General features: G+C 49.8%; 27 protein-coding genes. 15 read left to right on the forward strand and 12 right to left on the reverse strand.

Features of this window, described 5'->3' with window-relative positions; genetic code table 11:
* A partial coding sequence (locus E7Z62_06395) for an isoleucine--tRNA ligase (GenBank protein ID MBE6522735.1) occupies positions 1–1,280 on the reverse strand: 1,280 nt, incomplete at its 3' end.
* Positions 1,281–1,599: 319 nt separating this feature from the next.
* Here E7Z62_06395 and E7Z62_06400 point away from each other — a divergent pair.
* From E7Z62_06400 to E7Z62_06410, 3 genes are read left to right on the forward strand one after another with little or no spacing between them, the layout of a single operon-like run.
* Positions 1,600–2,709: an MtaA/CmuA family methyltransferase gene (locus E7Z62_06400; protein MBE6522736.1), complete on the forward strand. Its 1,110-nt coding sequence runs from the start codon at positions 1,600–1,602 to the stop codon at positions 2,707–2,709.
* Positions 2,709–3,524 (forward strand): methylthiol--CoM methyltransferase, encoded by an 816-nt coding sequence (locus E7Z62_06405; GenBank protein ID MBE6522737.1) that lies wholly within the window; start codon positions 2,709–2,711, stop codon positions 3,522–3,524. The genes E7Z62_06400 and E7Z62_06405 overlap by 1 nt, the downstream gene beginning before the upstream one ends.
* 53 nt (positions 3,525–3,577) lie before the next feature.
* On the forward strand, positions 3,578–5,155 hold the full coding sequence (locus E7Z62_06410) for a methylamine methyltransferase corrinoid protein reductive activase (GenBank protein MBE6522738.1): 1,578 nt from the start codon (positions 3,578–3,580) through the stop codon (positions 5,153–5,155).
* Between the two features lie 24 nt (positions 5,156–5,179).
* Here the strand turns inward: E7Z62_06410 and E7Z62_06415 are convergent, their stop codons facing one another.
* From E7Z62_06415 to E7Z62_06430, 4 genes are read right to left on the reverse strand one after another with little or no spacing between them, the layout of a single operon-like run.
* Positions 5,180–5,890: a tRNA threonylcarbamoyladenosine dehydratase gene (locus tag E7Z62_06415; GenBank protein ID MBE6522739.1), complete on the reverse strand. Its 711-nt coding sequence runs from the start codon at positions 5,888–5,890 to the stop codon at positions 5,180–5,182.
* A complete protein-coding gene (locus E7Z62_06420) occupies positions 5,887–6,588 on the reverse strand; it encodes a deoxyribonuclease (protein MBE6522740.1) in 702 nt (233 codons plus the stop codon). The genes E7Z62_06415 and E7Z62_06420 overlap by 4 nt, the downstream gene beginning before the upstream one ends.
* Positions 6,579–7,607 (reverse strand): flap endonuclease-1, encoded by a 1,029-nt coding sequence (fen, locus tag E7Z62_06425; protein MBE6522741.1) that lies wholly within the window; start codon positions 7,605–7,607, stop codon positions 6,579–6,581. Before fen ends, E7Z62_06420 begins: the two co-directional genes overlap by 10 nt.
* Before the next feature lie 4 nt (positions 7,608–7,611).
* Complete coding sequence (locus E7Z62_06430) at positions 7,612–8,259, reverse strand: ribulose-phosphate 3-epimerase (GenBank protein ID MBE6522742.1); 648 nt, start codon at positions 8,257–8,259, stop codon at positions 7,612–7,614.
* A gap of 94 nt (positions 8,260–8,353) precedes the next feature.
* On the opposite strand from E7Z62_06430, the gene E7Z62_06435 reads away from it, so the two are divergent.
* A complete protein-coding gene (locus tag E7Z62_06435; protein ID MBE6522743.1) occupies positions 8,354–8,569 on the forward strand; it encodes a hypothetical protein in 216 nt (71 codons plus the stop codon).
* Between the two features lie 9 nt (positions 8,570–8,578).
* Positions 8,579–9,493: a ribonuclease Z gene (gene rnz, locus E7Z62_06440; GenBank protein ID MBE6522744.1), complete on the forward strand. Its 915-nt coding sequence runs from the start codon at positions 8,579–8,581 to the stop codon at positions 9,491–9,493.
* Positions 9,494–9,526: 33 nt separating this feature from the next.
* On the opposite strand, the gene E7Z62_06445 is transcribed toward rnz, so the two are convergent.
* On the reverse strand, positions 9,527–10,090 hold the full coding sequence (locus E7Z62_06445; GenBank protein MBE6522745.1) for a CBS domain-containing protein: 564 nt from the start codon (positions 10,088–10,090) through the stop codon (positions 9,527–9,529).
* Positions 10,091–10,167: 77 nt separating this feature from the next.
* Between E7Z62_06445 and E7Z62_06450 the strand changes: the two genes are divergently transcribed.
* The 7 genes from E7Z62_06450 (at position 10,168) to E7Z62_06480 (ending at position 17,038) form a co-directional block, all read left to right on the forward strand.
* A complete protein-coding gene (locus tag E7Z62_06450) occupies positions 10,168–11,400 on the forward strand; it encodes a methionine adenosyltransferase (protein MBE6522746.1) in 1,233 nt (410 codons plus the stop codon).
* A 121-nt stretch (positions 11,401–11,521) separates the two neighbouring features.
* Complete coding sequence (locus tag E7Z62_06455; protein ID MBE6522747.1) at positions 11,522–12,073, forward strand: hypothetical protein; 552 nt, start codon at positions 11,522–11,524, stop codon at positions 12,071–12,073.
* The gene (locus E7Z62_06460; protein MBE6522748.1) at positions 12,073–13,014 is read left to right on the forward strand and encodes a sugar phosphate isomerase/epimerase; all 942 of its coding nucleotides are present in this window, start codon (positions 12,073–12,075) and stop codon (positions 13,012–13,014) included. The genes E7Z62_06455 and E7Z62_06460 overlap by 1 nt, the downstream gene beginning before the upstream one ends.
* 74 nt (positions 13,015–13,088) lie before the next feature.
* Positions 13,089–13,238 (forward strand): 50S ribosomal protein L40e, encoded by a 150-nt coding sequence (locus E7Z62_06465; GenBank protein MBE6522749.1) that lies wholly within the window; start codon positions 13,089–13,091, stop codon positions 13,236–13,238.
* Positions 13,239–13,373: 135 nt separating this feature from the next.
* Positions 13,374–14,330 carry a response regulator gene (locus tag E7Z62_06470; GenBank protein MBE6522750.1) on the forward strand — a complete coding sequence of 319 codons (957 nt, stop codon included), beginning with the start codon at positions 13,374–13,376 and terminating at the stop codon, positions 14,328–14,330.
* 9 nt (positions 14,331–14,339) lie between these two features.
* On the forward strand, positions 14,340–15,605 hold the full coding sequence (locus E7Z62_06475; protein MBE6522751.1) for a phosphopyruvate hydratase: 1,266 nt from the start codon (positions 14,340–14,342) through the stop codon (positions 15,603–15,605).
* Positions 15,606–15,613: 8 nt separating this feature from the next.
* On the forward strand, positions 15,614–17,038 hold the full coding sequence (locus E7Z62_06480; GenBank protein ID MBE6522752.1) for a nicotinate phosphoribosyltransferase: 1,425 nt from the start codon (positions 15,614–15,616) through the stop codon (positions 17,036–17,038).
* 667 nt (positions 17,039–17,705) lie between these two features.
* On the opposite strand, the gene E7Z62_06485 is transcribed toward E7Z62_06480, so the two are convergent.
* The 4 genes from E7Z62_06485 to E7Z62_06500 form a co-directional block, all read right to left on the reverse strand.
* A complete protein-coding gene (locus tag E7Z62_06485; GenBank protein MBE6522753.1) occupies positions 17,706–20,000 on the reverse strand; it encodes a DNA topoisomerase I in 2,295 nt (764 codons plus the stop codon).
* 135 nt (positions 20,001–20,135) lie between these two features.
* Entirely contained in the window at positions 20,136–21,566 is a 1,431-nt protein-coding gene (locus E7Z62_06490; protein ID MBE6522754.1) for a hypothetical protein, read from the reverse strand.
* A gap of 81 nt (positions 21,567–21,647) precedes the next feature.
* Complete coding sequence (nikR, locus tag E7Z62_06495; protein ID MBE6522755.1) at positions 21,648–22,088, reverse strand: nickel-responsive transcriptional regulator NikR; 441 nt, start codon at positions 22,086–22,088, stop codon at positions 21,648–21,650.
* A gap of 103 nt (positions 22,089–22,191) precedes the next feature.
* Complete coding sequence (locus tag E7Z62_06500; protein ID MBE6522756.1) at positions 22,192–22,602, reverse strand: hypothetical protein; 411 nt, start codon at positions 22,600–22,602, stop codon at positions 22,192–22,194.
* Positions 22,603–23,266: 664 nt separating this feature from the next.
* On the opposite strand from E7Z62_06500, the gene E7Z62_06505 reads away from it, so the two are divergent.
* The 3 genes from E7Z62_06505 to E7Z62_06515 all read left to right on the forward strand — a co-directional run bounded on the left by E7Z62_06505 (position 23,267) and on the right by E7Z62_06515 (position 24,795).
* Positions 23,267–23,422 (forward strand): hypothetical protein, encoded by a 156-nt coding sequence (locus E7Z62_06505; GenBank protein ID MBE6522757.1) that lies wholly within the window; start codon positions 23,267–23,269, stop codon positions 23,420–23,422.
* 9 nt (positions 23,423–23,431) lie between these two features.
* Entirely contained in the window at positions 23,432–23,866 is a 435-nt protein-coding gene (locus E7Z62_06510; protein ID MBE6522758.1) for a tRNA (pseudouridine(54)-N(1))-methyltransferase TrmY, read from the forward strand.
* Between the two features lie 101 nt (positions 23,867–23,967).
* Positions 23,968–24,795 carry an asparagine synthase gene (locus E7Z62_06515; GenBank protein MBE6522759.1) on the forward strand — a complete coding sequence of 276 codons (828 nt, stop codon included), beginning with the start codon at positions 23,968–23,970 and terminating at the stop codon, positions 24,793–24,795.
* Here the strand turns inward: E7Z62_06515 and E7Z62_06520 are convergent.
* Positions 24,774–25,568, reverse strand: a complete 795-nt coding sequence (locus E7Z62_06520) for an ATP-grasp domain-containing protein (protein ID MBE6522760.1) — start codon at positions 25,566–25,568, stop codon at positions 24,774–24,776. The genes E7Z62_06515 and E7Z62_06520 overlap by 22 nt on opposite strands.
* Positions 25,569–25,572: 4 nt before the next feature.
* A complete protein-coding gene (locus E7Z62_06525) occupies positions 25,573–26,457 on the reverse strand; it encodes a RimK family alpha-L-glutamate ligase (protein MBE6522761.1) in 885 nt (294 codons plus the stop codon).
* Between the last annotated feature and the right edge of the window lie 26 nt (positions 26,458–26,483).

The raw sequence follows: 26,483 nt of genomic DNA on the forward strand, positions 1-26,483 counted from the left end.
GCGCGGTCGATCTCGGAGAGCATCTGATCCTTGACCTTAGGGACCTCCACGAACCACTGGCGGGTATTCCTGTAGATAATAGGCGATTTGCATCTCCAGCAATGTCCGTATCTGTGCTTGATCTTGCTGGAGTTGAACAGTCTCCCAGTCTCATCAAGATACTTGATTACGTCGTCATGTACGGTCTTGACCTTCTTTCCTACCATCATGGGGAACTCATCGGTGTACCTTCCGTTCTCTGCAACGGGGCAGAACGGAGGGATTCCGTACCTCTTACCTGTCTCGTAATCGTCCGGTCCGTGACCGGGCGCAGTGTGTACAAGACCTGTGTTGTCCTGCTCCACATATGTGGCAGTGACGACCTTGTAATTCCAATCCGCCTGAGGGACGTCGAGCTGGAAGACAGGCTCATATGCGATGCCTTCCAATTCCTGTCCCTTCATCCTCTTGATGACTTCGAAGTTCTCGTATCCGCCTTTCTGCATGACGTAATCTGCCTGAGATTCGAGTATGATGAGTTCCTCCTCACCCTTCGGGCCGGACATCTTCACCCTTGCATAATCGAAATCAGGGTGAACTGCAACGGCCATGTTCGCTGCGAGTGTCCAAGGCGTAGTTGTCCATATGAGCAGCGACGCATTATCGCCTTTGATGGGGAATCTGACCATGATCGAAGGGTCCGTCTCGTCCCAATACTCGATCTCTGCCTCTGCTAGTGCGGTTTCGCATCTGGGGCACCAGGTGACAACCCTTGATGAATCCTTGAGGAGTCCCTTCTCATATGCTCTCTGAAGGGTCCACCATGCGGACTCGATATAATCCAATTTGATGGTCTGATAGGGGTTGTCCCAATCCATCCAGACTCCCAGCTGTTTGAACTGTTCTGTCATGTCCTCACGGAGACCCTGTGCAAAGGATTTGCAGGTCTCAACGAACTTATCGATACCAAGCTCCTCGATGTCCTTCTTGGAATGGACGCCGATGTTCTTCTCGACTTTGACCTCGATGGGAAGCCCGTGCATATCGAAACCGGGCTGGTCGCGGATATTATACCCGTTCATGCTCCAGTATCTTATCATAATGTCCTTGACGGTCTTGTTCATCGCGGTACCCAGGTGAATCGCTCCAGTGGTGTAGGGTGGTCCATCGACGAAATAGAATTTCTTCCCGTCCTTCCTAGCTTCCCTGGTTTTCTCATAAGCGTGCTCGGACTTCCAGTATTCCTGGATGTCCTTCTCAATGCCCTTGGCATCATAATTGGCGCGGATCGGCGTTATCATTGCTAGTCCTCATTTTCGGAAACTATCTTGTTCCGTGTAGGTTCGTGTATACCCATATAATATAAAAGGAAGAAGAGTGGGAAAACAATCAAAAAAGTTTCCTGATTGCAAAGGATTGCTTTTCTAATCTAACTAATAAACATTAGTTGTCGATTTCACTAATATATAAATGTTAGTTTTTTATCAATACCTCAAATTAACAAATGTTGAGTATTTCAATATATTAATCTATTGAAATTGATTAAATAATATGGACATTACATCCATCCAACTAATCTTTAAAAACCTCGAATTAGAAATTCTTAACAGGTGGTAGTAAATGGTAGAAATGACACCGGCAAGGCGTGCATTAGCAGGAGTACTCGGAGGGCGCGTAGATTACGTACCTCCTGCGAACCCTCTAGCACAAACTACTAAAGATCTTATGGATTGGTGTGGAGCATCTTGGCCGAAGGCCCACAGGGACCCCAAGATGATGGCAGACCTGGCAGCAGCACCCTATGAGGTGTGTGGAATAGAAGCGGCAAGGCCTCAGTTCGACATCTCTCTGGAAGCAGAGGTGCTTGGATGTAAACTAGATTGGGACAAGCCCGACAGACCGCCAGTTACCGGACCTGCATACAAAGACCCGAAGGACATCACATGGGACGATAAGTTCTACGAGAAGGACAGAGCAGCAGTCGTGTTGGAAGCGATCAACATCCTTCGTACCAGATACTGTGGAGACCTTCCGATCATCCCTGTGATCACTGCACCGTTCACCGTTGCTGGACACATAATGGGTGTCGAGAAACTTGTGATGATGACCGTGACCGATCCAGAGAAGGCACATGAAGCGATTGCCGCAGCGACCGACTTCTGTATCGAGTACGGAAGACAGCAGGTTGCAGCAGGAGCGCATATCTTGTTCCCTGCTGACCCCTCAGCATCCGGAGACCTAATATCTCCCGAGACCTACGAGGAATTCGTTCTCCCATACCACAAGAAGTTCGCGAGAGCGGTCAGTGCACCCAAGATCCTGCACATGTGCGGACACACGGAGAAGCTCTTGCCATTGATCAAGAAGAGCGGAATGGACTGCTTCTCGTTCGATGCTCCACCGGCATGGTTCGTGAGGCAGGAACTGGGCAATGAGATGCAGTGTCTCGGAAGTCTCGACGTTATCGACCTGATGCCCAACGGAACCCCCGAACAGGTCTACGCAAGAACCCAGCAGTGCATACGTGAAGGCGTGAATGTCGTCGGAACCGCATGCGATGTGTCCAACGGAACCCCGCTGGAGAATCTGAAAGCCTATGTACAGGCATGTAAGGATACCCCAGTACCTGATCCTGCAGACGCGGACGACTGTGTACGTGCTTACGGAAGGGCCAGGGCGAAGTATCTCAAAGGCATGGCTGACTACAAGATTGAAGGAGGTGCATTCTGATGCAGATGGATATAGCGATGCAGATGGTAGAGAAGATGCGCATTGAGGACCCCGTCAGGTTCAACAGGCTGGTCCAAGAGGGAATGGCCATAGAGCTCGGTATCATCAGTGCGGCTGACAAGAAGGCCAAGAGCGCAGAGAAGCTCAAAGAGGAGTTCTTCCCGCCGAATAAGGAATACCGCGAGATATCGCAAGCCGTTCTGGATGGAAAGAGGGCCATCGTAGAACCGAAGGTGAAGGAACAGATCGCAGCAGGAAAGGATCCTGTCGATATCGTCACCAACGCACTCATGCCCGGAATCACTGTGCAGTGTGAGATGTACGACCTCGGATTGTCGTTCGTTCCTGAGATCCTGATGTCCAATGACGCCATGCAGGCAGGAATCAAGATCTGTCAGGACAAGATCGGCCAGGTTCCGAGCAAGGGAATCATCGCCTCGTTCGTCGCAGCAGGTGACCTGCATGATATCGGAAAGAACATCTGCGCGGCCATCCTCAGAGCGAACGGATATACCGTGATCGATATCGGAAGGGATGTGCCGAAGGAGAAGGTTCTGGAGATCGTCAAGGAGAACAACGTGAAACTGGTGTGCGGATCCACTCTGATGTCCACCACTAAACCAGGACTCGTGGACACGTCCCTCCTGTTAGAACTGGAGAAGACCGGGGTATCCGTTGCGTGCGGAGGAGCAGCAGTCTCCAAGGCATTCGTGGATACTTTCAGGAACTCCCTCTACACCAAGTCTCCACTTGAGACTGTCCACACCGCGGCCAAGATCATGGAAGGAAAGACCTGGGAAGAGCTCAGGGCTTGAAACAAACCCAAAGGGCAGGAGGTTCTCCTCCTGACCCATTTTATCTTTATGACATGAACGGAACGGCTATAGCTTTGGATATCGGGACCAGCGGGATAAGGGGTCAGCTTTTGGACCTGGAGATCCGCAAGGTAATCCGTACTTGCATCACTACCAGGAACCCGATTCCTGGCTGTAATGTCATGGACCACATGTCCTTTGCCATTCAGTACAGCCAAGAATTAGCGCATCAGATACTGGTGGACGCGGTAAAGCAGATAATATCCAAACTGACATCGGAACCCCCTATCCGCATAGCCGTTTGCGGCAATCCCATACAACTTTCTTTATTCGAGGGGATTGATATCCGCGACCTAGCATATGCAGGGGACAACAAACTCAAAATAGAGGGCGTCGAAAGAAAGGACAGAGCAGGGCATGTCGCTGACGGCAAGATAATCGGCATGCCTGGAGTCCAGATAATCATCCCTCCCGCGGTACGTCATGAGATTGGGGCTGATGCCCTCGCAATGATGCTGAAGTCAGGTTTTTTGGATGACGACTACTGTATGGTCACCGACTACGGGACCAACGCAGAGATGGCTCTGAAAGTGAAAGACAAAATCTACACTGGATCGGCCGCAGCAGGTCCTGCCATGGAAGGACAGCAGATAGGGAACGGCATGATTGCCGGTCCTGGAGCGTTGAGCGATCTGGTCCGTACACCGCAGGGATGGAGATCCAAGGTGCTAGATGAGAGGCTGTTCGCCAAGGACGGTCCTGTCCTTAACATTCGCAGCGACATCACCCATAACGAAGGCTTGGCCCCCGAGGGAATCACAGGAACTGGGGTTGTAGCTCTGGTCTATGCATGCCAACAAGACGAGCGCGTGAATGACTCGGAGATCAGCAATGGTTCCGTTCGTATAACCCGGAAGATAAAATTCTCAACAGAAGACTACAAAGAAGCGGGAAAGGCACTGGGAGCCATCCGTGCGGGACATCTAACCCTCATGATCACTGCAGGTGTCGATCCCCAGGACATCAAAAAGATGTACATGGCTGGGGCATCGGGGACTTATGTAGATCCGGTGAAAGCCAAGGCTGTTGGTCTGGTGCCTCCTGACAGCGAACACGTGATACAGGTCGGCAATACTTCGCTCGAACTTGCCAAAGATCTGGCTTTCAACCCGGATATGCTTGCTGAATTGGAAGATCTCCGCAAGAAGCTGGTCACGGACCACATAATGTTCGCATCTTGCGACACTTTCCGCGACCTGTACACCTATGAATTCGGCTATTGGAACGACGGCATGCCATTGAATCGTTACAGACGTGCCATGGAACGCTACGGCGTGGAAGGCTATCTGGACAGACAAACACCCACTGATGTTACGAGGGTATGCGATACCGACATACGTGAGGTCGGTGAATCTCTGGACATATTGGACATATCCCCGTTAATGTCGTCTTCATGGAATTGCTCGGGTTGTGAGAAATGTGTAAGAGGATGTCCTGAAAAAGCACTTTCCTACAGCGAAGGAACATTCACAATTCGTACCGGACATTGTCTCGGGACCAGTTGCCAAAGATGTCAGGAGAACTGTCCTGAGCATAAATTTGATTACTCGGCATTCAAGATGAATGCCTGATTATCATCATCAATACCAAACTGATCAGGATTCTCTGGACAGGATGTATTTTATGGCCTCGTTCGCCAAGGTCATTCCGAACACTGCGGGAACGGTCGGAAGCGAGCCCAATATGCTCTTTCCGTGCACATCCCTTTCAGAAGGCTTGACGACCGGGGGTTCGACTGAATAGACTGCGGTGATCTTCAAAGTGTCCTTATCCCTGAGCGCTTTCCTGAGTGAAGCAGCGAGGGGACATGTATTGGTCTTCATTAAGGGAGCTATCTTCACAGATTGCGTATCAATATGGAGTGCAGCACCCATCGACGAGAACGTTACGATCCCTCTGTCTGAAGCGGCTGAAAGCAATGCGATCTTATTCCCCAGTGTATCGATGGCGTCCACGAGGATGTCAAAATCTCCATCTAATATCTCAGAGACCGTCTCCGGGTTTACTAGTATATCTAACGGCTCAATCTGAATTTCGGGATTGATGGACTTGGCCCTCTCGCAAGCCGCTTCTACCTTAGGAACTCCCACCGTATTCGTGGTGGCTAGTATCTGACGGTTCATATTGCTCTCCGAGAATACATCATGGTCCACCACTCTGATCTTTCCGACACCGGCACGGACCAGACCCTCTAGCGCATATCCTCCTACCGCTCCGCACCCGACAAGCAGGACCGATGAGTTCCTCAAGCGTTCCACACCTGCCTCGCCTATCAGCAGAGAGGTCCTTTCCGACATCCCACTCATGGAAACAGCCTCCTAAGATTCACTTCTGCCAATGACAGCAGCTCATCTGATGGTCTTCCGATGATACTTCCCAGTCTTTCAGAGAAATCCCTCATGCCTTTGAATTCCTTTCCGCATGCCGGCGAATCGGTCTCCAGAAGCAGTCTGTCATCAGGTATCGCCTCCATTAGCCTCTTGACCCTGATATCCGATCTGGAAAGCAGCCTCGGAGATATCGAGAAATAGCAACCCATCTCCGAATAAGGCTTCACATAGCTATCCGAACCGTATGAATGCAGTATGATGCCCTTGAGATTCCTTCCTTTGAGTGTATCCAAGACCATCTTCTCGCAACCTACATCATGTATCGAGACAACCCTTCCGAAGTATTCTGCGATATCTAGCTGCTGTATAAGTACCATCGTCTGACCGAGAATCTGTCCTCTCTTGGAATCGAGTCCGATCTCCCCCACATGTGCATTGGGATCAGAACTCAGCAGATCGAAGAGACGCTTCTTATTCTCAAGCGTCCAATCCTCCGCATACCAGGGATGGACACCGTATGATTTGATCATCCGGGGATCCTCGATGGCCATCTGCTTATCCCATTCATCCACCTTCGCTACGCATGAGACCATGCGAGTGAGCTCAGAGAAATCAGAATAATTCTCAGGTACCGCCTCTATGCCGTGAAGATGTGAATCTATCATCAGAACCATGCATCCAGCGATTTCTGCTTCTTCCTGATGGACTCCGCCTTGCGTGCCGCCTCGATCTTGTTGATCACATTGGTGACCCTGTCTTCGGAGAAACCATACTCGGTCATCAGGTCCAGAACGCCGTCCCTGTCGATGTTCCCGATCTTGACATTGTACTCATCCGACTTGGGGCCGTTCAGGAATATCTCCCTGACCTCCTCGTAATCGGGAATGTCGATATCGGTCTCTTCCATGACCTTCTCCAGGCTGCCATACTTCTGTATGAGCTTCAGACCCTTCTTCGGACCGATGCCATTGACGCCGGTGTTGAAATCTGTACCGATCATCATGCAGACATCCACCAGCTGCTCCCTTGTGACACCCAGTGACTGGAGCATCTCCTGAGAATCGATTATCTCAGTGTTCACATCCCTGTAGATCTGTTTTCCAGGTACCTTGCGCCTTCCGGAGATGGTCATATTCCTGACCAGAAGAGGTGCTCCGAACAATATAGAATCGAAATCCTGCGATGCCGCGGCGTAAACATCTCCCTTGCGGCACATGTATGCGGCCTGAGCCTCTCCGTCGCTTGGTGCCTGGATGACGGGCAGACCCATCAGCTGTATGAGCTTCTTGGATGTCTCGAGGATCTCTGGGGTCATCCTGGATGTCTGCTGGGCTTTGGAGAACGCCTTCTTCATGTCCCCTTCCGCCAACGCCTCCTCATATTCGCGCTTGGCCTTCTCCCTTCTGGCGATCCTTTCTTCGATGGTCCCTGCCTTGAGCTCATTGGGCTTACCGTCGAAAACGAAGGATGGTTCGATACCGGCCTCTATCAGATTTGCTGTGCGGTAGAGGATACCTGAAAGATGTGATGTCACCCTACCTTCTGCATCCATCAGAGGTTTCCCGTCAGGCTGCCTTATTATCGATAGGAATTGGAATATCGTGTTATAGGCGTCGACCGCGACTGTCTTTCCGCGGAGATCCTCTAGTTTGATCTCCTTTGCAGTCACGATGGGCGATAGGTTAACTCCCACCCTATCAGCTCCTATGCCACTCGGCAATGGTTTCCGACATGTCCTTCATCTTGAACAGATAGGATCCAGCGACCAGGATGTCAGCACCAGCATCAAGACATATCTTGGCAGTCTTCTCGTTGATTCCGCCGTCGACAGAGACCAATATCTCCCTGCCATTCTTCTTGGCCCATTCCTTCACCCATGAGATCTTAGGAACACAATCAGCAATGAAGGATTGACCGCCAAACCCGGGATGGACCGTCATGACAAGGACCAAATCCACTTCTGGAAGGAACTCCTCCAAAGCGGTTATATCCGTCTCAGGATTGATAGATATGCCCACCTTCAAACCCTTAGCTCTTATCTCCGAGATTGCTCCGTGTATGTCTCCTTTGGCCTCGCAGTGAACGGTTATCATATCGCATCCCGCGTCAGCGAATGCATTTATGTAGCGAATGGGGTCCTCGATCATCAGGTGAGCGTCGAAGGTGATTTTTGAGTGCCTCCTCATTGCTTTGATGATAGGGGGGCCGAATGTGATGTTTGGGACGAACATACCATCCATTACATCCAAATGGGCCCAGTCTGCCCCTGACTTCTCCACACGGACCAGCTCTTCTCCGAGCTTCGAGAAATCCGCCGACAGCATCGACGGGGATACGATGGTCATAACCCTCAATACGACTATGGATATAAAGGAAAATCCGTCGGACCGTGAGCTAAATGCCGATGGTTATTAAGTCCAGTATTGAGATAGGGGAATCATGGCACTAGCTAAGCACAACACCGTAGCCGCAAAATGCGACGTAGCAGGATGCGACAACGATGCTGAAAGGTCTTTCAACATCAAGCAGGTCGCAAAATCCCAGCTGATTCTGAAAAGCAATGACCTCCGCAGCGTTCACCTTTGCAAAGAACACTACAAGGAGTTCAAGAAGCAGACCAAAACCGACAGGGAATTGGACTCGATCTACGAGTGAAACGATACCATGCTGGAGCTGCTCTTCCTCGGCACAGGCGCCGGCGTACCCTCGAGGTCGCGGGCGACATCCTGTATCGCTGTGAGGAACGGCTCCGACATATTCCTTTTAGACTGTGGCGAAGGTTCTCAAAGACAGCTTATGGTCTCGCCGTTTTCCTTCATGAAGATTAGAGCGATACTCATCACCCATCTCCACGGGGATCATGTATTCGGTCTGCCTGGATTGTTACAGACTATGAGTCTGTCCGGCAGGAAGGAACCCCTGACCGTGTATGGTCCGAAAGGCATCGTCAACTGTGTCGAAACATTCATGTCCGTGACGGAAGGAGATACGGTATACCCCTTACAGGTTGAAGAAATCTCAGGTGGTGAGTCCTTCGCGGTCGGCAATTCTCTGATATCGACGTATCCGACCGAACATGGCATACCCTCTGTGGGTTACGTCATCAAAGAGAAGGACCACCCCGGAAAACTCGATAGGGAGAAAGCAGTTTCACTCGGCATCGACGACGGTCCAGATATGGCTAGATTGAAGAAGGGAGAAACAGTCAAAGGCGTTTCTCCTAAACAGGTAATCGGTCATCCCGTTAAGGGCGTCTCGGTATCCTATACAGGGGATACTATGCCATGTCAATCCGTGATCAAAGGTTCTGAAGGCGTCACAGTCCTGATTCATGAGAGCACCTACATGTCGGATGCCGAGGATTTGGCCAAAGAACACCTTCACTCAACAGCCGCACAGGCTGCCGAGACTGCGAAAGAATGCGGTGCAGAGCATCTGATCCTAACACATCTGAGCCATCGCTACCGCGATACCACACCTTTGGAAGCAGAGGCTAGAAATATCTTTCCCAGCAGCTATGCGGCGCAAGATATGCAACTCTATGAAATCAGACCTGACGGGCTTATCCTGAAGGGATGACCTCTTATTATTGTATATAACTATCTATATTGGTCAGATTAGTTTGAGCATATCTGCACTAGTTATCATGCCTATGATGACTCCTCTTTTAGACACCAGAATTGCGTTGTAACTATTCATCAAACCGGCCACTGTACCCACTGGGGTATTGTCGGAAACAACAGGGAAGGATTCCCCCATGATCTCGCTAACAAGCGTCTTGTTGACTTTTTCTAAAGATTTCTCGCGACTCATCATCTCGAAAATACCCCTTTCTGATATGCTACCCACTGGGGTATCTCCCAAGAAAACTGGCAATTGAGAGTATCCTCTCTCCCTCATTAGATTCGATGCTGCTTGTATCGTATCGTTGCTCTGAACCGATACGACCGTCTTAGAACAGACATCCACAGCTGTCAAACCTTGACCTATCTCCTGCTTCATGGAGTCGAGTGTCTCAAAAAGTTTTACCACCGTTTCATAACTGGCGGAGATCTTCCCACGTTCGATCTTTGCAATGGTGCCTTGACTGATTCCCGACCTCTCTGCTAACTCAGACTGAGTGACATCCATGCCTACTCTTATCTTCCTAATATCGGTCGCCGGGGGAAATCTCATGCGGTTAGCGATATAATATTCATATAAGAATATTTTTACACATAAGATATATAAATAGTGAAATAATGCGAGTTTACATGCCTAAAAAAGCTAAGAACATTTATGTCGAGGGTCTCAACGAGATCCCCACCCCTATGAAAAAAGTCGAGATCGTCGAGAGGAAGGGAATAGGACACCCCGACTCTGTCGCAGACGCTCTCGGAGAGGAAGTTTCCAAGGCTCTTTGTAAGATGTACATCAAGGAGGTCGGACACGTCCTCCATCACAACACCGACGAGACACAGCTCGCCGCAGGTACCGCAGCACCCAAATTCGGCGGCGGACACATCATCGATCCCGTTTACATGCTTTTGGTCGGAAGGGCCACCACGTTCATCGACGACGGAAAGCTCGTCAAGGACCTTCCCTGCAAGCCCACAGCACTCGCTGCAGCCCGCAAGTACCTTGAGAAGACATTCCCCAACCTCGATGTTGACTCCGAGGTAATCCTCGATGCGAAGATCGGAATGGGATCCGATGACCTCACAGGAGTCTACAAGACCTCTGGAGTTCTCGCCAATGATACCTCTTTCGGTGTCGGATACGCACCCTACTCCATAACTGACAAGCTCACACTCGAGACAGAGAAGTACGTCAATGGTGCAATGAAGAAGAAACTCAAGGAGACCGGACAGGATGTTAAAGTCATGTGCTCCAGGATTGACAATAAGATCACCATGACCATCGCTTGTGCAATGGTCGACAAGTACATCCCCGATGCTACCCACTACAAGTCCGCCATCGAGGAGATGTACGACCTCGTCACCGACAACGCTTTGAAGATCATCGGAAAGGAGAAGGTCGACTTCAAACTGGACATCAACACCGGTGACAACTACAAGAAAGGAATCTACTACCTCACCTGTACCGGACTCTCTCAGGAGATGGGAGACGACGGATCCGTCGGAAGGGGTAACAGGTGCAACGGACTCATCACCCCTTACAGGCCCATGTCCATGGAGGCAACATCCGGAAAGAACCCCATCACGCACATCGGAAAGATCTACAACGTCATGTCCAAGCTCATCGCAGAAGATGTCGCCAAGAAGGTCACTGATGAGGCAGAGATCAGGGTCAGGATCCTCTCCCAGATCGGAAAGCCCGTTTCCCAGCCTCTGAACTGCTCTGTTCAGATCGTTCTCCCCGAGGCTGAGAAGAACCCCAACTTCAAAAACTGGGCAAAAGAGGCCGATGCCATCGCATTTGATTGGCTCGATAACGTCGACAAGGTCTCCAACATGATCATCAACGGAAAGGTAAAGACCTTCTGAACCCATTTATATAATAAGGGGCCTACGGCCCCTTCTTTAATATTGTTTATATAGCGCTACACCCATCCAACTAACACGGTGGTACTACTTGAAAATAATCGATGCACCTCAATTCGGTCCTATGTTCAGATTCAACGACGCTAACGTATACTGGACTATGTACCTGCTTTCGAACGGGAAACGCATCGGACGTAAAAGACTCGCCGACGAAGTAGGTATAGGCGAAGGCAGCATGCGTAGGATTTTGGATACACTTTCCGAGTGGGAATACATTTCCATCAAGCAGACAGGTATCGTCATTACCAAAGCTGGCCAGTCGTTCCTGGATCAGATTCCTATCCAGCCGGTTGACATTTTCCTCGAGGGTTCAGTGATAGGTTCTGAACAGCAGGGAGTCATAGTCAAAGGCGTTGCCAGCAAGGTCAACAACGGAATGGAGCAGAGAGATGCCGGAATCAAGGTCGGAGCAGAAGGCTGTACCACAATCGTCTACAGGGACGGAAACCTCTGCATCCCTCCTGACTGGAATCTTGATGCTGAGAGACCTGAAGTTGCAAAGAAGATCCGCGAAGAATACGGCATGAAGCCCAACGATGCACTGATCATAGGTGGCGGAAACAACAAACAGACCGCTATCGTGGCAGCGGTATCCGCAGCTCTAGAACTGTTCTGATGAGACACCTCTTCAGCTATTCCGTTTACCAGAATCTGGATGACCTCTCACCGGACCTAAATGGTCTGCTCAGTGACGTCTCTTGCGATGGGTTGGAAATTCTCACATCACATCAGCCTGCAGACTTGGCTCTGAAGCCCTATACCGTATCGGTTCATCTCCCATATTCCACCGATTGGCTCGCAGCCTGGGAAGGCAGGGCCTATGAGATGAGCGATTACTACTCCAAGTACTACATGTACGGAAAGGACAGAGAAAGCGTTATCCAAACAGTAAGGGACATGATCGGTTACGCTGCCCCTTTGGAGCCGGCCCACGGGGTTATCCACGCCTCCAATGTCTCCATACCGGACATCCACAAACGTAAGTATTCTGACGACCCCAAAACCGTGCTGAGGACATTCTGCGAGATGATCAATGCGGCGGTATCGGCATTTCCGAAGGGAGAACCTCCGTTCAAACTGGTCTTTGAGAACCTATGGTGGCCGGGACTAAGACTACAGGACGACTCCGACTATAGGCTGCTGGAGAAGCATATCGAATTCGAGAATTGGGGCATATGTCTCGATACCGGACATCTGATGAACACACTTCCCGACATCAACACCCAACAGGAGGGCATCGATGCCGTCCTCAGGATAATCGACAGCTACAGCCAGGATCTTCTGGACGCCATATCCGCAATGCACTTCCATTACAGCGCATCAGCCAAATACAGAGCGACATTCGAAGAAAGGTTCTACGAAGGCGGGCCGGTGACTGATTTCATCAGCGGGGCCTATCATCATATCACAACCCTGGACCAGCATCTTCCCTTCTCAGACCCGCGCTGCAAGGAGATCGTCGATGCCATTAAACCGGATCTTCTGATCCATGAACTACCTGGTCATGGCCATGACCCCATGGATGATTTCAGACAGCAGAGAGCTCTGCTGGATTGATACAGATCACCATAGGAACAAATCAGTGGGATTTTTATATTACATGCATAATCGGGAATTCAGAGGAATATCGAATGGCACGTTTCAAAGAGGCTGAGGCCAGGCTCCTTGACAAGACTGTATGCATGAACTGCTATGCCACTAACCCCGCTAAGGCATCCAAGTGCAGGAAATGCGGATACAGCAACCTCAGGCCCAAAGCCAAAGAGAGCAGGAAGCAGTGAATTCTGCTTCACATTGTTTTTACGGCCATATGGCCGGATACCATCCGTTCAGCGATAGCTCTAGACTCGGATACTCCGACCCGTCATCGTGATAGTCAAATACTCCGAATCCGTACACCGCACGGAGTTGAATGGATGAAAGTCCTGGTAGTCGACGACAACATTGCAATACAGGAGATTCTGAAGGATATCCTCATAGAGGAGGGTCACGTAGTAAGGATAGCTGGTTCCATAAGCGAGGCTGTCGACCAGATACTTGAATTCGAACCGAATGCGATCCTTCTTGATTCGATTGTCAACGATGAGGAAGGACTCCAGATCCTGAGCCATGCGCACGAGAAGAACCCCGAGTTGTCCTTGGATACCGTTCTTATCAAAAGCTTGAACGAAGAAGCACCTCAGGACAGCACATTCATCAAGGCTGTCGTGAACAAACCTTTCAAATCAACAGATATCGCGGCCGCCCTCAATGTCCTCGTTTCCAAGAAGGAAGAGGAGAAGGCCCAAGAGGCCAGGAACAAAAGGAAGAAGTCCAATAATTTCCTCAACCGCATCAAAAGGAACGGTCCTGTCAAGAAGGAGCCCAAGATTGAGGTGGACGAGAGCGCAGTGGTAGCTGAATACATAGCTGCTGAAGGGCCTTTGTACGGAAGATCCTACGTCTTCTTCGAGAAGGAACCGGTGAACATAGTAGGATTCGTCAACATCTTCAGCCCCAAGGATTACTCCACACTCGTGATATCCTCGGACAATGCAAAAGCGGTCATGCAGAACTACGACCATGAGGATATAGACGTGGTAACTCTGTCATCCGTAGCAAGGGGTAAGACGATGGACATCAGCGCCCTTGGAACCCTGACGGTATTCATCAAGAAATTCATAGAGGAACATGAGAAACCAATCATCATGATCGAGGATTTCACCGAGATCATCGACAGCAACGGTCTGAACCACAGCCTGGTGTTCCTGCACCAGCTGATCAAGGAAAGGCCAGGAAAACCGGCGACATTCGTCATCTCGGTGGACCCGACCATCCTTACTACGAAGGACCGCAACATCCTGCTCGGAGATATGTCCGAGTATTCTAACTGAGGGAACAAAATGCAAATCGAGAAGGTATGGGCAAGAGAAGTCCTGGATTCCAGGGGAAACCCCACAGTCGAGGCAGAGCTGACAGTCGGCGGTCACAAGATCACCGCAATCGCACCATCCGGTGCATCCACCGGTTCATGGGAGGCCCACGAACTCCGTGACGGAGGCGAGAGGTACGGCGGAAAAGGCGTTCTGAAGGCTGTTGAGAATGTCCGCGGACCCATCGCTAAAAAGATTACTGGAATGGACCCCACCGACCAGGAAGGCATCGACAGAGCGATGATCGAACTGGACGGTACCGAGAACAAAACTTCCCTCGGAGGGAATGCCACAGTGGCCGTCTCACTTGCAGTCGCAAGGGCAGGTGCCATGTGCAACAACATACCTGTCTACCAGCACATTGGAAAGGATCACGTCACACTTCCCGTTCCTATGCTGAACATCATCAACGGAGGAAAGCACGCGGGAGGCAACCTGAAGATACAGGAATGCATGATCATCCCAGCTGGTGCCAAATCTTTCTCAGACTGTCTGAGGATGTCCTCCGAGGTCTACATGCATCTCAAATCGATTCTGAAGAACAAATACGGGGTCGGTGCAATCAACATCGGAGACGAGGGAGGCTTTGCCCCGCCGCTGGATACAGTTGACGAAGCACTCTCCACCATCGTTTCTGCGGTCTCTGATGCCGGATACACACCCGGAAAGGATATCTACCTCGCGATTGATGCTGCATCCTCCGAATTCTTCAGCAACGGCGTCTATGAAGTCGACGGAATGAAACTGTCCGCAGGAGAGCTGGCCGACCACTACGTGCAGCTCACGAAGGACCATCCGTTGATCAGCATCGAGGATCCGTTCTTCGAAGACGACTTCGAGACCACCGCCGAGCTTACCAAGAAGGTAGGAAAGCATGTGCAGATCGTGGGCGACGACCTCTTCGTCACCAACTCCAAGCGTCTCTCCAAAGGAATAGCACAGGGTGCAGCCAACGCCCTTCTGCTCAAGGTAAACCAGATCGGTACCATCACTGAATCCGGAGAAGCCGCACAGATGAGCTTCGACAACGGATACAACGTCGTGGTCTCCCACAGATCGGGAGAATCCGAAGACACTACCATAGCGGACCTCTCCGTGGGATGGGGTTCTGGAGAGATCAAGACCGGTGCTCCCGCAAGAGGGGAAAGGACGGCCAAATACAACCGTCTGCTGAGGATCGAGGAGGAACTCGGTTCCAAGGCCAAATTCCCCGGCCTATCTAAATTCCACATCTGAGGTATCATATGGAGAATGACAGGAACATCCCTCTGCTGTGCGACTACTACGAGTACACGATGGCGAACGGCTACATCAAGAACGGTCTGCACGACCGTATGGTGTACTTCGACATATTCTTCAGGACTGTCCCCGACAGAGGAGGTTTCTGCATATTCGCAGGCCTTGAGCAGCTGGTGGACTACATCATCAACCTCCGTTTCACAGACAACGATGTGGAGTTCCTACGTTCCAAGAACACTTTCTCAGAAGAATTCCTTCAATACCTGAAGGATTTCAGATTCACAGGTGACGTGTGGGCTATCCCCGAGGGAACTCCTGTGTTCCCCGGAGAGCCTCTTGTCACCATCAGGGCACCCATAGCCCAGGCCCAGATACTTGAGACCTTTGCCCTGCTCACAATCAACCACCAGACCCTTATCGCTACCAAAGCGAGCCGTATCGTCAGGGCCGCTGCAGGAAGGACCGTCCTAGAATTCGGATCCAGAAGGGCCCAAGGTACAGACGCAGCCGTTCTGGGCGCCAGAGCTGCTTACATAGCAGGCTGCGGCGGTACCGCCTGCACGGTCAGCGACAAATGGTATGGAATCCCTGCAAGCGGAACCATGGCCCATTCTTGGGTGATGATGTTCGATTCCGAGTATGAGGCTTTCGTGAAATTCTGCGAGCTGTATCCAGATAACGCCACTCTGTTGGTGGATACCTATGATACGCTAAACAGCGGCATTCCCAACGCAATTAAAGCATTCAAGGCCACAGGCATCAATAAATGCGCCATCCGCCTCGATTCGGGAGACTTCTCCTTCCTTACCAAGAAAGCAAGGAAGATGCTTGACGACGCCGGGCTGCCGAATTGCAAGATAATCGTTTCTAATGCTCTCGATGAGAATCTGATCAAAGACCTGCTTGACCAAGGGGCCGTCATTGACGGCTTCGGTGTCGGCGATAATCTCATCACATCCCATAGCGACCCTGTTCTGAACGGGGTGTACAAACTTGTTGCATCTGAAGAAGATGGCAAAATAGTACCGAGGATCAAGATCTCTGAGAATGTTGAGAAAATCACGACGCCTCATTTCAAAAAGATCTACAGAATCTACGGAAAGGATGGTATGGCCGTTGCAGATCTCATCTGCGTACATGATGAAACTATTGATACAACAAAACCATTGGAGCTCTTCGATCCTGCCGCAACTTGGAAGAGGAAGACAATGAAGGAATACACCGCCAAAGAACTCATGGTAAAGATCATAGAGGACGGCAAACTTGTGTATGACCTACCTTCATTGCAAGAGATCCGCAAACACTGCTCTGATGAATTAAACACCCTTTGGGAAGAGGTAAAACGTTTTGCAAACCCCCATCAATACTATGTAGATCTATCTCAGAAATTATGGGACATAAAGAACGACCTAATCAACGAATCTAGATGATTTCGAAAGGCGTGGCGGAAATACGATTTTCGTAGACTAATAGGGTTTTTATATGCATAAGTGCCGTTAATTTCTTCAATTTTACATATATAAAGATAACTATACAAAAATGTACAAATAAAGAAAGAAAAAAATGACTAACTCCGTTAATCTAAGAATGTTAATCTAAGGGTTTATATTGGAAATCGACAGTCGCTGTATTGCAGGTATTTCCGGCCTTATAGGACTGCAATCATAGCCGGAGTTAACTGCAAGTTGGGGGACCGATTAGATGGATGGAGATACGTGTAACGTTGGAAGTTACATTCCGCATGCACAGTCCAGGATTAGATTGGACAAGTTCTCGTCGAAAGATGAGATGTGCGTATACTGTGCATGCGGACGTATCGTCGCACTCGACCGCTCAGAGATGAAGCTCAAGCTAGCCCTAGGAAAAGACCTTGAGTGCACTACCTGTCGGAACCGGAGAATCTCCGAAGAGATCGATTACCTAAACAACCTCTATGATGGTATAATCACAGAGGAAAGTTATTAATTCTAAGAAAGTTAGAGCGTAACACTAATTTAATTTTCGTGTTACTGTATAAAAAGGTCAAGTTACTTACTATAAAACGTTTCACAACACCTTATAAATTGGATTGGATGACACATCCAATAAAGCAGCATATCACTCTGTTGATGATTTCTTCTTGACAGGAGCTTTTGAAGTGCGCACAGTCTTCTTCTTGCCGGGACAATCGGGATTGATACACTCCTCAAGAGTACCAACCTTGATCATTGGTGCTTTACAGATCGCACATGCCTTACCGAGAGGTGTTACAGTACCCCTGGGCCTCAGAGGATAGGTCTGTGTACACGTCGGCCATGAAGAACATCCTGCGAACCTCCTTCCCGCCTTAGAGAACATCACCCTGATGTGACCGTTGTTACATGTAGGACATAGACCGAGATCGTTCATTGCGACATTGCTAGTACACTTGGGGTCGATACACTGAACTGAAGGAGGATTGCCCCTTCTGATGATCTTCAACTGAGGCAGGCCGCAAACTGGGCATGTCGTATCAACTGTCTGGATGAGAGCTCCTCTGGGAAGCGGATATGCACGCTTACAATCGGGATATCCGTCACATCCGATGAAATTACCGTTCTTCGATCTCTTCACGGACATGTTCTTACCGCATGTGGGGCAGACTCCGATATGCTGCTGTGAATGCAGCGCATCCTTGATCTCCTTTCCGATGTCTTCGGACTCATTGGAGATCTTTACTGCGACATCGTGCAGCATATCCTGAGATTCCGATACTACGGAATCCAATGTCCTCTTGCCTTCGGAAATCGAGAGCATATCCAACTCCAGCTTGGCGGTCATGTCAGGCTCGGTAATGCCTCCACCGTGCTTCTCAAGCGACTTGGTGAGCGCTATTCCGCTCGGAGTGGGGATCATGTAGTTACCTTGCACATAATTCCTAGAGAACAGTTTGCCGATGATGTCGTGCCTTGTACTCTTGGTACCAAGCTGCAACCTGTCCATCTCCTGAATGAGAGAACCCTGATTGTACCTGTAAGGCGGTTTGGTCTCCGATTCCACAATGCTCATGGATCTGACATCGACCTCTTCTCCTTCTTTGAGAACAGGGAGCCTGCTCTCATTGGCCGGGAGGTATTTCTTGTAATACTTCTTCCAACCGGGCTCCTTTAGGACGTATCCATTGGACTCGAATCTCTCCCCTTCGACATCGATGACACACTGCGTCACCTCCGCCTTTGCGTTGGGTGCTACGGTTGCGAGGAACCTCCTCACTATGAGCTCGTAGAGCTTCCACTTGTCCCCTTTCATCTTGTCGGAGGTTGCTCCGGCTGTAGGATATATAGGCGGATGGTCCGTTGTTGTCCTCTTTCCCTTGGAGGGGTATATCTTCTCCTGGGAGAGTATCTCTGAGACCTCTGCCTTGAAATCGGAATCCTTGAGCTTGTCCAGCACAGACCTCAGATTAAGGCTCTTCGGATACTCGGTGTTCTCGGTACGGGGATACGATATGTATCCTCCGGTGTACAGATCCTCGGCCAGTTTCATGGCTGTGGTCGGAGGGATACCGATCTTGTTGGCCTCCACCTGCATCATGGTGGTATCGAAAGGCGCGGGCCTGTACTCGTCCTTCAATTCGGAGACGTATTTGGCCACTGTACCTGTCTTGCATCCCTTGACCTTGTCAAGGACGGATTCGGCATCCTCTTTCTTCCAGAAGGGATTCTTCTCATGATCGCCCTTGAAAGCAAGCATTCCGAACTTGCCTATTACATTCCAATAGGGGACAGGGACGAAGTTTTCGATCTCTTCGTGCCTGTCGACAAGCAGTTTCAGAGTAGGGCTCTGGACCCTACCGACGGACATGAAGTTATTTCCAACCTGTCCGGATGACAATGAAATTAATCTGGTGAGAACGGCACCCCAGGACAGGTCTACGATCTGTCTTGCCTCAGCGGCATCGGCCAGTTTCTCATCGGGGTCGGCAAGATTGTTGAAGGCTGCTTCGACCTCACCCTTGGTCAGTGCACTGAACTTTGCCCTCTTGACCTTTGTCATATCGGCATCGATGGCCTTTACGGTCTCCATACCGATGAGTTCTCCTTCCCTGTCGTAGTCGGTTGCGATGATTATCTCGTCCGCTTTGGAAGCAAGGTCCCTGATAGAGCTGAGAATGGATTTCACACGGACCGTCTTGACCTGAGGGGCATACACAAGATCTGCGGGCTTGATTGCGCCCCAATCGTTGTACTCCCTAGGATAGTCCAATTCAATGATGTGACCTCTGAGGCTGACGACATCGTAGTCGTCGCCTCCAGCTGAGAAGGAAATAACAGTAGCTCCGCTGCTAGATGATGACGTGGATTTACCATCCGACAGAATGGTCGAGATCCTTCTTGCGGCATTCGCCTTCTCAGTGATGATGAGCTTTCTCATTAGCTTACCACAACAATCCAGAACGTATTTATTTAGTTGGGTGGTCGGTTCAGCAGAGTTTTTCAGGCTATATACAAAGTATATAGGAAAATACAGGAAAACAGCCGGCCCTTCTCAGAGCCGGCTTTGTTTATCTCAACCATCTATGCTTGATTTTTTCTTTCTTACAAAGAATACTGCGGCAATAACAGCGATGACGAGCAATACTATCAGAACGATAGCCCAGATAGGCATATCGAATCCCGAACTAGGCTGTATCGTGGATGTTATGCAGTACAGCTTCCCATCATTCTTTGCGAAGATGACCTCTCCGTTTGGCCCTATCTTGATCGGATTGGTGTTATCAGTCTGGGGGGTTCCGACCTTGATATCGAAACTCCTGATATCCCCGGTCTTTTTGTTGTATTCGAAACAGATCAATCCGTCAACAGGACTCAAGGGATTGGGCGCTCCCGCCGGAGACACGTATCCTCTGACGAATCCATCATCTCCCGCTGCCACCGCGATGTTGCTGTATGTCTTTCCGAGACGGCTGTCCACATCAGTAGTGGCCTTGATCTTGCCGTCTTTCATATCGAATACTTTGAAACTCAATCCGGTCTGCGCGAAACCCAAGCCCCCGACAACGATCATACAGGAACCATAGGAATCATTGTAACCATTGGACCAATACTTCGCAGTATCCGACTTGAACTTACCGTCAGAGCCGACATCGATCAGGAATATGGTCTTGTAATCGTCCCCTAGCCTTGGAGGGGCAAACATGGAATCCCAATGGGTCGTCACTATTACCGTGTCGTCGAAGCATTGGATGAAACCGCTGTTCCAAAACGTTGACTGGATTTCGGTCATCTCAAAGCTGTCCTTCAAATCTCCAGTAGCCTTGTCCACACTGTAGACGATACGTTTGGCGGTATCCGATTCCCCTATACCTGGATAGAACAGACACTTGTCCCCGAATGCTAATGAAACCGTTAATGTGAATGAATCGATGTAGAAGAAGAACTTCTGCGACCATTTCTGACTCTGAACATTGTCCGCAGAGCTTTTGTCCTCATCCTTGGCAGAGAAACAGGTGCAGGTCTTATCGGCTTTTACCACATACCAATAGCCGTCGTCATAGTAACCCTGATCGGAAGATGTCCCGAGACTGTATAATTTGTTGAGATCGAGGTCATATACGTTTCCGGAAGCCGGGTCCAAAACATAATTGTCACCGACAGAGACATAATCCACACCGCTATCCTTGCCGGTAGGTACAGTCTTGACAACCTGTCCGGTCTTGATCTCTATCTTTTGGAGATCGCCGGTCTTAAAGGAAGCATAGATGTACTCTCCCGCGACAGCATAACCGCGGACATTCTCCTTTGACCAAACTGTATCGATTGTTACATCATTGATACCATTTGACGATGACAAGGATTCCATCAGCTCTCCGCTGAATCTATAGTCGCTGCTTGATGCATCCGAATCCTCCACAGTGCTACAAATGACAACAAAGGAAGCAACCAATAGAACAAGGATCGCTATAGTTGTCTTTGCCTTGATTACAGTAATACCGTTCATTGGATGTATAATCCAATAAAGATATTTACAGTTGCTGGACCCAGATATCGCAGATACTACAGTCATTTGAAGCGAGATGCCTCAGTGCCTGTGGCCTACATGATGGAGGTTGCCAGTAGACGGTGCGACCATGGTGAGCCTGCCCCTTAGGACACCTTTGATGCTGGTTACCTCTGAAGCAAAATTCTTCAGGTTCTTGAGCCTGTCCTCGCAGATCAGGATCTCCATACATTTATCCTCGTCAAGGTGGATATGGACAGACGTCTTGACAAGACCGTGGTGCTGATGCTGGATGTCCGTGAGCTTATCGCCCACAGTAGAATTGGTATGGTCATACACCATGACAATAGTGCCTACCATCCACTCATCATCATTCTTCCATTCGTTCTCTGCAAGGGAATCACGGACAAGATCGCGCAATGCTTCCGATCTGCTGCTATAGCCTTTCTTTGCTATGTCCTCATCAAAAGCTTCCAAAAGGTTCGGTTCGAGTGAAACTCCTATGCGCGTAACGCCTGTCATGCATACTGAATGTGTATTCTACGATAAAAACGTGTTACTAATTAAGATTGTATGGAGACAAATAAAAGGCCAGATGGCCGAATGGCCATCCGTGTTTTAGGAATCAGAAAGTGTCGTCCTTCTCTTTCTTGATTCTCTCTTTCTCGGCCTTTGCCTCGGCATCGGACGCCTCGATCTCCTCGAGCTTCGCATCCCTGTCCGCCTTGATGTTCTCCCTCTCCTCGGACCCTTTAGCCCTGATCTCCTCGAGCTGTGCCTCCCATTCCTCGATGAGTTTCCTGGAGTCGTTGATCTTCTGGACCAGTGAGTCGAAGCAGTCCTTATGAGATTCGTCACCGTCGTATGTGAAGCGATAGTATTCCTTTCCGATAGTCTCGTAGCATTCTTTGACTTTCTCTTTCTCGGACTTTATCTGAGATTGAATCTTGCTAGTATCCTTTGTCTCGTTGAACTTACTCGATATGGATTTTGTCGATGCTTTTGTCTTCTCGAGGGTCTTTTCAAAAAATCCCATGGTTTATCGCCGGACAGTAAATTAGTTGGCGATTATTTATTATATGCCCAGATGAGAGTCTGATTTCTCTTCCGTTTAGGTTTAAAATGTATCAACCAGTTTTTGTATTGTACGGCTTACCGTTCCAATCTGAGAGCTTCATAAGACTCGGCCCTTCCTTTCCAGGCCTGAGTATGCTTGATTATCGATATCATGTATTCTCAATTGCCTATCGATATCTACATCTCTTGCCCCCTTTCGCGATTTACACTTTCTCTGAGCATAATACGATTTGTTTTATATATCGTCAGAGAGTAGTTCGTTTTGACTAACGCAACCATTACTCCACAGTAATGAAGCCGGTCAACCGGCTGTTAGGGGCACGCGCCGGGGGTCCATCCCCGGAGAGCGCGGTATCGCGCCGAAAGGTACGTATCGCGTGATCGCGTGTCGTGCCGCCAGACGTCATGTCGCACCGTTATGGTGCAGGGGTCATTCCCGCGACGGCACAGACTGGTGGGGGCAGGGGTCATTCCCTACCTCACCAGTCACCAAGTAGTGGGTCAAGCCACTGCGAAACCTACTACTCGGCAGAGGGGCCTAGCCCCCCTGCCACCATGTTATAACCATCAGTGATGACAGATATCCGGCCAGACTTTAGTCTTCAAGAACGAAGGGTGCATCCATGCAAAGTATATTCATCATCATAGGCCACCGTGCTAAGACTACTGGCGACTTTGAATTCAATGATCTCCCGGGTTCAGGAGGGGGCATCGACACATTAGCGAGATGTCTAGCCACCACCTTCTGCCTAAGCAATGGAATCAGAAAAGAGCCCTAGGCTTTACTAATCCTCCAAGGCGGAAAGGACGCTCCTAAGACGATCAGAGTGTGCGGCACTGAACTCAAGGGATTGAATCCGGATGAGAGGAGTATTGGAGGAATCATACGGGCTGCTCTGAACAAAAAAGCGGAAAGGGGGACATGGACGACAGTCAGCCCCGGAGTGTATGTGTCCAAAGCATCTTTCGGTGAAGTCCTTCACGAACTGTCAGAGAATGGGGCATCGTTTATTTATCTCAGGGAAGACGGCGAAGACATCATCGATTTCGAATTTCCGGAACATCCCTGCTTCATCCTGGGCGACAATACCGACCTTACCGAATCGGAAGAAAGTACTCTGCACTCATATCCATGCATAAATGTCTCCGTCGGACCTCGCAGCTACCATGCTGACCATTGCATCACCATGGTGCAGATCGAATTCGACCGCAGAAATCTATGAACACACAGATTGTAGGTTCGCATCACTCAATGAGTTCATCATCAATCCGCTGAACAATTGTTTATGTGCTGTGTCCCACGATTAAGGCAATCCAGAATGATATGTTTTTAACGGTGTTCCCCAATTCGTCACTCATGTCAGTTGAATCTGAGAATCTCGAGAACGCTCTGGTGTCTGCAGTCAAGAGTCAGGTCCAGGGAGAAGATGTCGCTGTTGCATTCTCCGGAGGACTTGATTCCGGTCTGGTCGCCGCAATCGCCAAAGAGTATGCTAGGTCCGTCACACTGTACACAGCGGGAAAGGACAACTCATACGATGTCGTAATGGCGCAGGAAATGTCCGAGAGACTCGGTCTGCCTTGGCTCCATATACCTCTTACCGAGGAAAACATAGAAGCGAGGCTCAAAGAGATGGTCTCCATCACAGGAACATCCAGCCCTCTGACCCTTTCATTCGAACTGCCTCTGTTCTTCGTATGCAGGACAGTCCGTGAAAAATACGTGCTCAGCGGACAGGGTTCCGATGAGCTCTTCGCAGGATACTCCAAATACATCGGGCTCAGCGAAGATGAACTGGACAGGATGAGGAAGGCCGATCTCGGTAAGCTTATCTCCTCAACAGTACCACATGAGACCAAGGTCGCGGATCATTACGGTAAGAAGATCCTGTATCCTTACCTCGATTCGCTGGTTACCATGCAGGTCAACGCTATGGATCTGAAGGAGCTCATACCCACCGACCAGGATCACAGGAAGATGCTGCTCAGGCAGGTGGCCAGGGACCTTGGATACCCGTTCATAGCGGAAAAGAAGAAGAAAGCCGCACAATATGGATCGGGTACCATGGATCTGGTCCGCAAGGTCGCATCCGACAAGGGTCTGACCTATGCAGAACTCGTTGACAAGATTTACAAAGAGATCTTCGAGTGAGCGATGTATCCCATATACATCCTGGCAGGATCCATGTCGGTCAGGGAGTAAAGCATCCTGGTACCGACGACATCCTCTATCTCGTTGAGATAAACCTGACCGTCCCCGAACACGAAATCGATGCCGATGAAATCGGCCATCAGTTCGGGGACTATCTTTTTCACAATTCTGATCACCTGATTCGGCGGTTCCACCAGTTCGGCCTTTCCGCCCAATTTGAAATTTGCTCTGAAATCAGCATCTGATGAGCGCAATACCGATGCGATGATCCTTCCTCCCAGAACATACACGCGCATATCTTTCCCGGGATCGGATGCAAAGCTTTGGACTATGGGCTTCCTTCCATCCATCTGTGCGACCAATTGCTGAACTTCCTTCTCTGTCTCGGCTTTGAAAACCTCTGTACCGCCATGGCCAATGCATGATTTTACTACCCACGGCGGTCCCGGCGGAAGGGTCTGCCCGGGAAAAGAGAATGGCAGTATCGGAATCCCCAAGCTCTTCACAAATGCGTATGTGAATGCCTTATCGTTACAAATTCTGCAAACCGATGACCTGTTGAACACTGTGCTTCCGTAATCCTCCAATTGGGACAGAACATCGCTGTCCCTGATACGGGATACCACGATATCGGGTGAATCGTCGAAATCCAACTCATCCGTCGTAACGATGCTGCACTCCATACCTAGATCGTTGCCGGATTCCATCAAACGTTCAGCGAAGAAACGGTTGGACTCCAAATCCTGACGTTCATAGAGAATCCAGCATCTCAAAGTATCACTGCATAAGCTCTACAATGTATTCGATTATACAATCTGCGACATTGATCCCGGTGGCGTCGAACAGATTCTTGATGTGTGCATTGGAGTTGACCTCGCAGACCACGGGTCCGTTAGGGGAGTTGATTATGTCCACTCCCGCGAAATCTGCCTGGACTGCGGATGCGGCTTCGATTGCCAAATGGGCCTCCTCTTCCGTAGGTTCGTACTTCTCCATTATGCCTCCTATCGTCGCATTGGATCTGAAATCCCCGTATGCGGCGGTCCTGATGACGGATGCCACTACCTTCTCTCCAACAACTTCGATCCTGATGTCCCTGCCGTCGCACTCGATATACTCCTGGAATATCTTAGGCACATCTCCCTGTGCATGGTCACGAAGTTCGTTCATGGTGCGGACCAAATGCACCTGCTGGCCGAAGGATCCGAAACAATCCTTGACGACCATAGGGAACCCTATCTGCTCGACCACATTGACAAGCCAATCCTGATATGGATAACCGAATGTCATCGGACTGGAAACGGTCTTGATGGATGGGATGCCGTACTCGGCCAGAGTGAGATGCGTCAGTGCTTTGTCGTCGCATATCCTTATCGCCTCAGAGCAATTGATGACAGGATATCCGCAGACCTCCAGATTCCTGGCCAGCTTGACATCCTTATCCCAGAAGATTATGAAATCGATATCGCCCAGTTTCTCTGCGAAGGAATCCGAATCCCCTATCGGTACCGACAGATCGCTGTTCAGAAGAGTCTCCATAGGGATACCGTGCCTCTCTCCGGCATCTGTAAGCATCTCTGCAGGCTCCCTGAACTTCTTCCCTTCCAGATAACCGCTGATGACTATTGCCCCTTTCATCACTTTACAATACGCATTAATCATTAAAAATCACAGCGGATACGGTATGC

The sequence above is a fragment of the Thermoplasmata archaeon genome (assembly GCA_015063285.1).
GTDB lineage: Archaea > Thermoplasmatota > Thermoplasmata > Methanomassiliicoccales > Methanomethylophilaceae > Methanoprimaticola.

Bases quoted from the DNA above. Each gene is read 5' to 3' on its own strand.
- E7Z62_06400 (MBE6522736.1), top strand. From the start codon at position 1,600: ATGGTAGAAATGACACCGGCAAGGCGTGCATTAGCAGGAGTACTCGGA.
- E7Z62_06405 (MBE6522737.1), top strand. From the start codon at position 2,709: ATGCAGATGGATATAGCGATGCAGATGGTAGAGAAGATGCGCATTGAG.
- E7Z62_06410 (MBE6522738.1), top strand. From the start codon at position 3,578: ATGAACGGAACGGCTATAGCTTTGGATATCGGGACCAGCGGGATAAGG.
- E7Z62_06415 (MBE6522739.1), bottom strand. From the start codon at position 5,890: ATGAGTGGGATGTCGGAAAGGACCTCTCTGCTGATAGGCGAGGCAGGT.
- E7Z62_06420 (MBE6522740.1), bottom strand. From the start codon at position 6,588: ATGGTTCTGATGATAGATTCACATCTTCACGGCATAGAGGCGGTACCT.
- E7Z62_06430 (MBE6522742.1), bottom strand. From the start codon at position 8,259: ATGACCATCGTATCCCCGTCGATGCTGTCGGCGGATTTCTCGAAGCTC.
- E7Z62_06435 (MBE6522743.1), top strand. From the start codon at position 8,354: ATGGCACTAGCTAAGCACAACACCGTAGCCGCAAAATGCGACGTAGCA.
- rnz (MBE6522744.1), top strand. From the start codon at position 8,579: ATGCTGGAGCTGCTCTTCCTCGGCACAGGCGCCGGCGTACCCTCGAGG.
- E7Z62_06445 (MBE6522745.1), bottom strand. From the start codon at position 10,090: ATGAGATTTCCCCCGGCGACCGATATTAGGAAGATAAGAGTAGGCATG.
- E7Z62_06450 (MBE6522746.1), top strand. From the start codon at position 10,168: ATGCCTAAAAAAGCTAAGAACATTTATGTCGAGGGTCTCAACGAGATC.
- E7Z62_06455 (MBE6522747.1), top strand. From the start codon at position 11,522: ATGTTCAGATTCAACGACGCTAACGTATACTGGACTATGTACCTGCTT.
- E7Z62_06460 (MBE6522748.1), top strand. From the start codon at position 12,073: ATGAGACACCTCTTCAGCTATTCCGTTTACCAGAATCTGGATGACCTC.
- E7Z62_06465 (MBE6522749.1), top strand. From the start codon at position 13,089: ATGGCACGTTTCAAAGAGGCTGAGGCCAGGCTCCTTGACAAGACTGTA.
- E7Z62_06470 (MBE6522750.1), top strand. From the start codon at position 13,374: ATGAAAGTCCTGGTAGTCGACGACAACATTGCAATACAGGAGATTCTG.
- E7Z62_06475 (MBE6522751.1), top strand. From the start codon at position 14,340: ATGCAAATCGAGAAGGTATGGGCAAGAGAAGTCCTGGATTCCAGGGGA.
- E7Z62_06480 (MBE6522752.1), top strand. From the start codon at position 15,614: ATGGAGAATGACAGGAACATCCCTCTGCTGTGCGACTACTACGAGTAC.
- E7Z62_06485 (MBE6522753.1), bottom strand. From the start codon at position 20,000: ATGAGAAAGCTCATCATCACTGAGAAGGCGAATGCCGCAAGAAGGATC.
- E7Z62_06490 (MBE6522754.1), bottom strand. From the start codon at position 21,566: ATGAACGGTATTACTGTAATCAAGGCAAAGACAACTATAGCGATCCTT.
- nikR (MBE6522755.1), bottom strand. From the start codon at position 22,088: ATGACAGGCGTTACGCGCATAGGAGTTTCACTCGAACCGAACCTTTTG.
- E7Z62_06500 (MBE6522756.1), bottom strand. From the start codon at position 22,602: ATGGGATTTTTTGAAAAGACCCTCGAGAAGACAAAAGCATCGACAAAA.
- E7Z62_06505 (MBE6522757.1), top strand. From the start codon at position 23,267: ATGCAAAGTATATTCATCATCATAGGCCACCGTGCTAAGACTACTGGC.
- E7Z62_06515 (MBE6522759.1), top strand. From the start codon at position 23,968: ATGTTTTTAACGGTGTTCCCCAATTCGTCACTCATGTCAGTTGAATCT.
- E7Z62_06525 (MBE6522761.1), bottom strand. From the start codon at position 26,457: ATGATTAATGCGTATTGTAAAGTGATGAAAGGGGCAATAGTCATCAGC.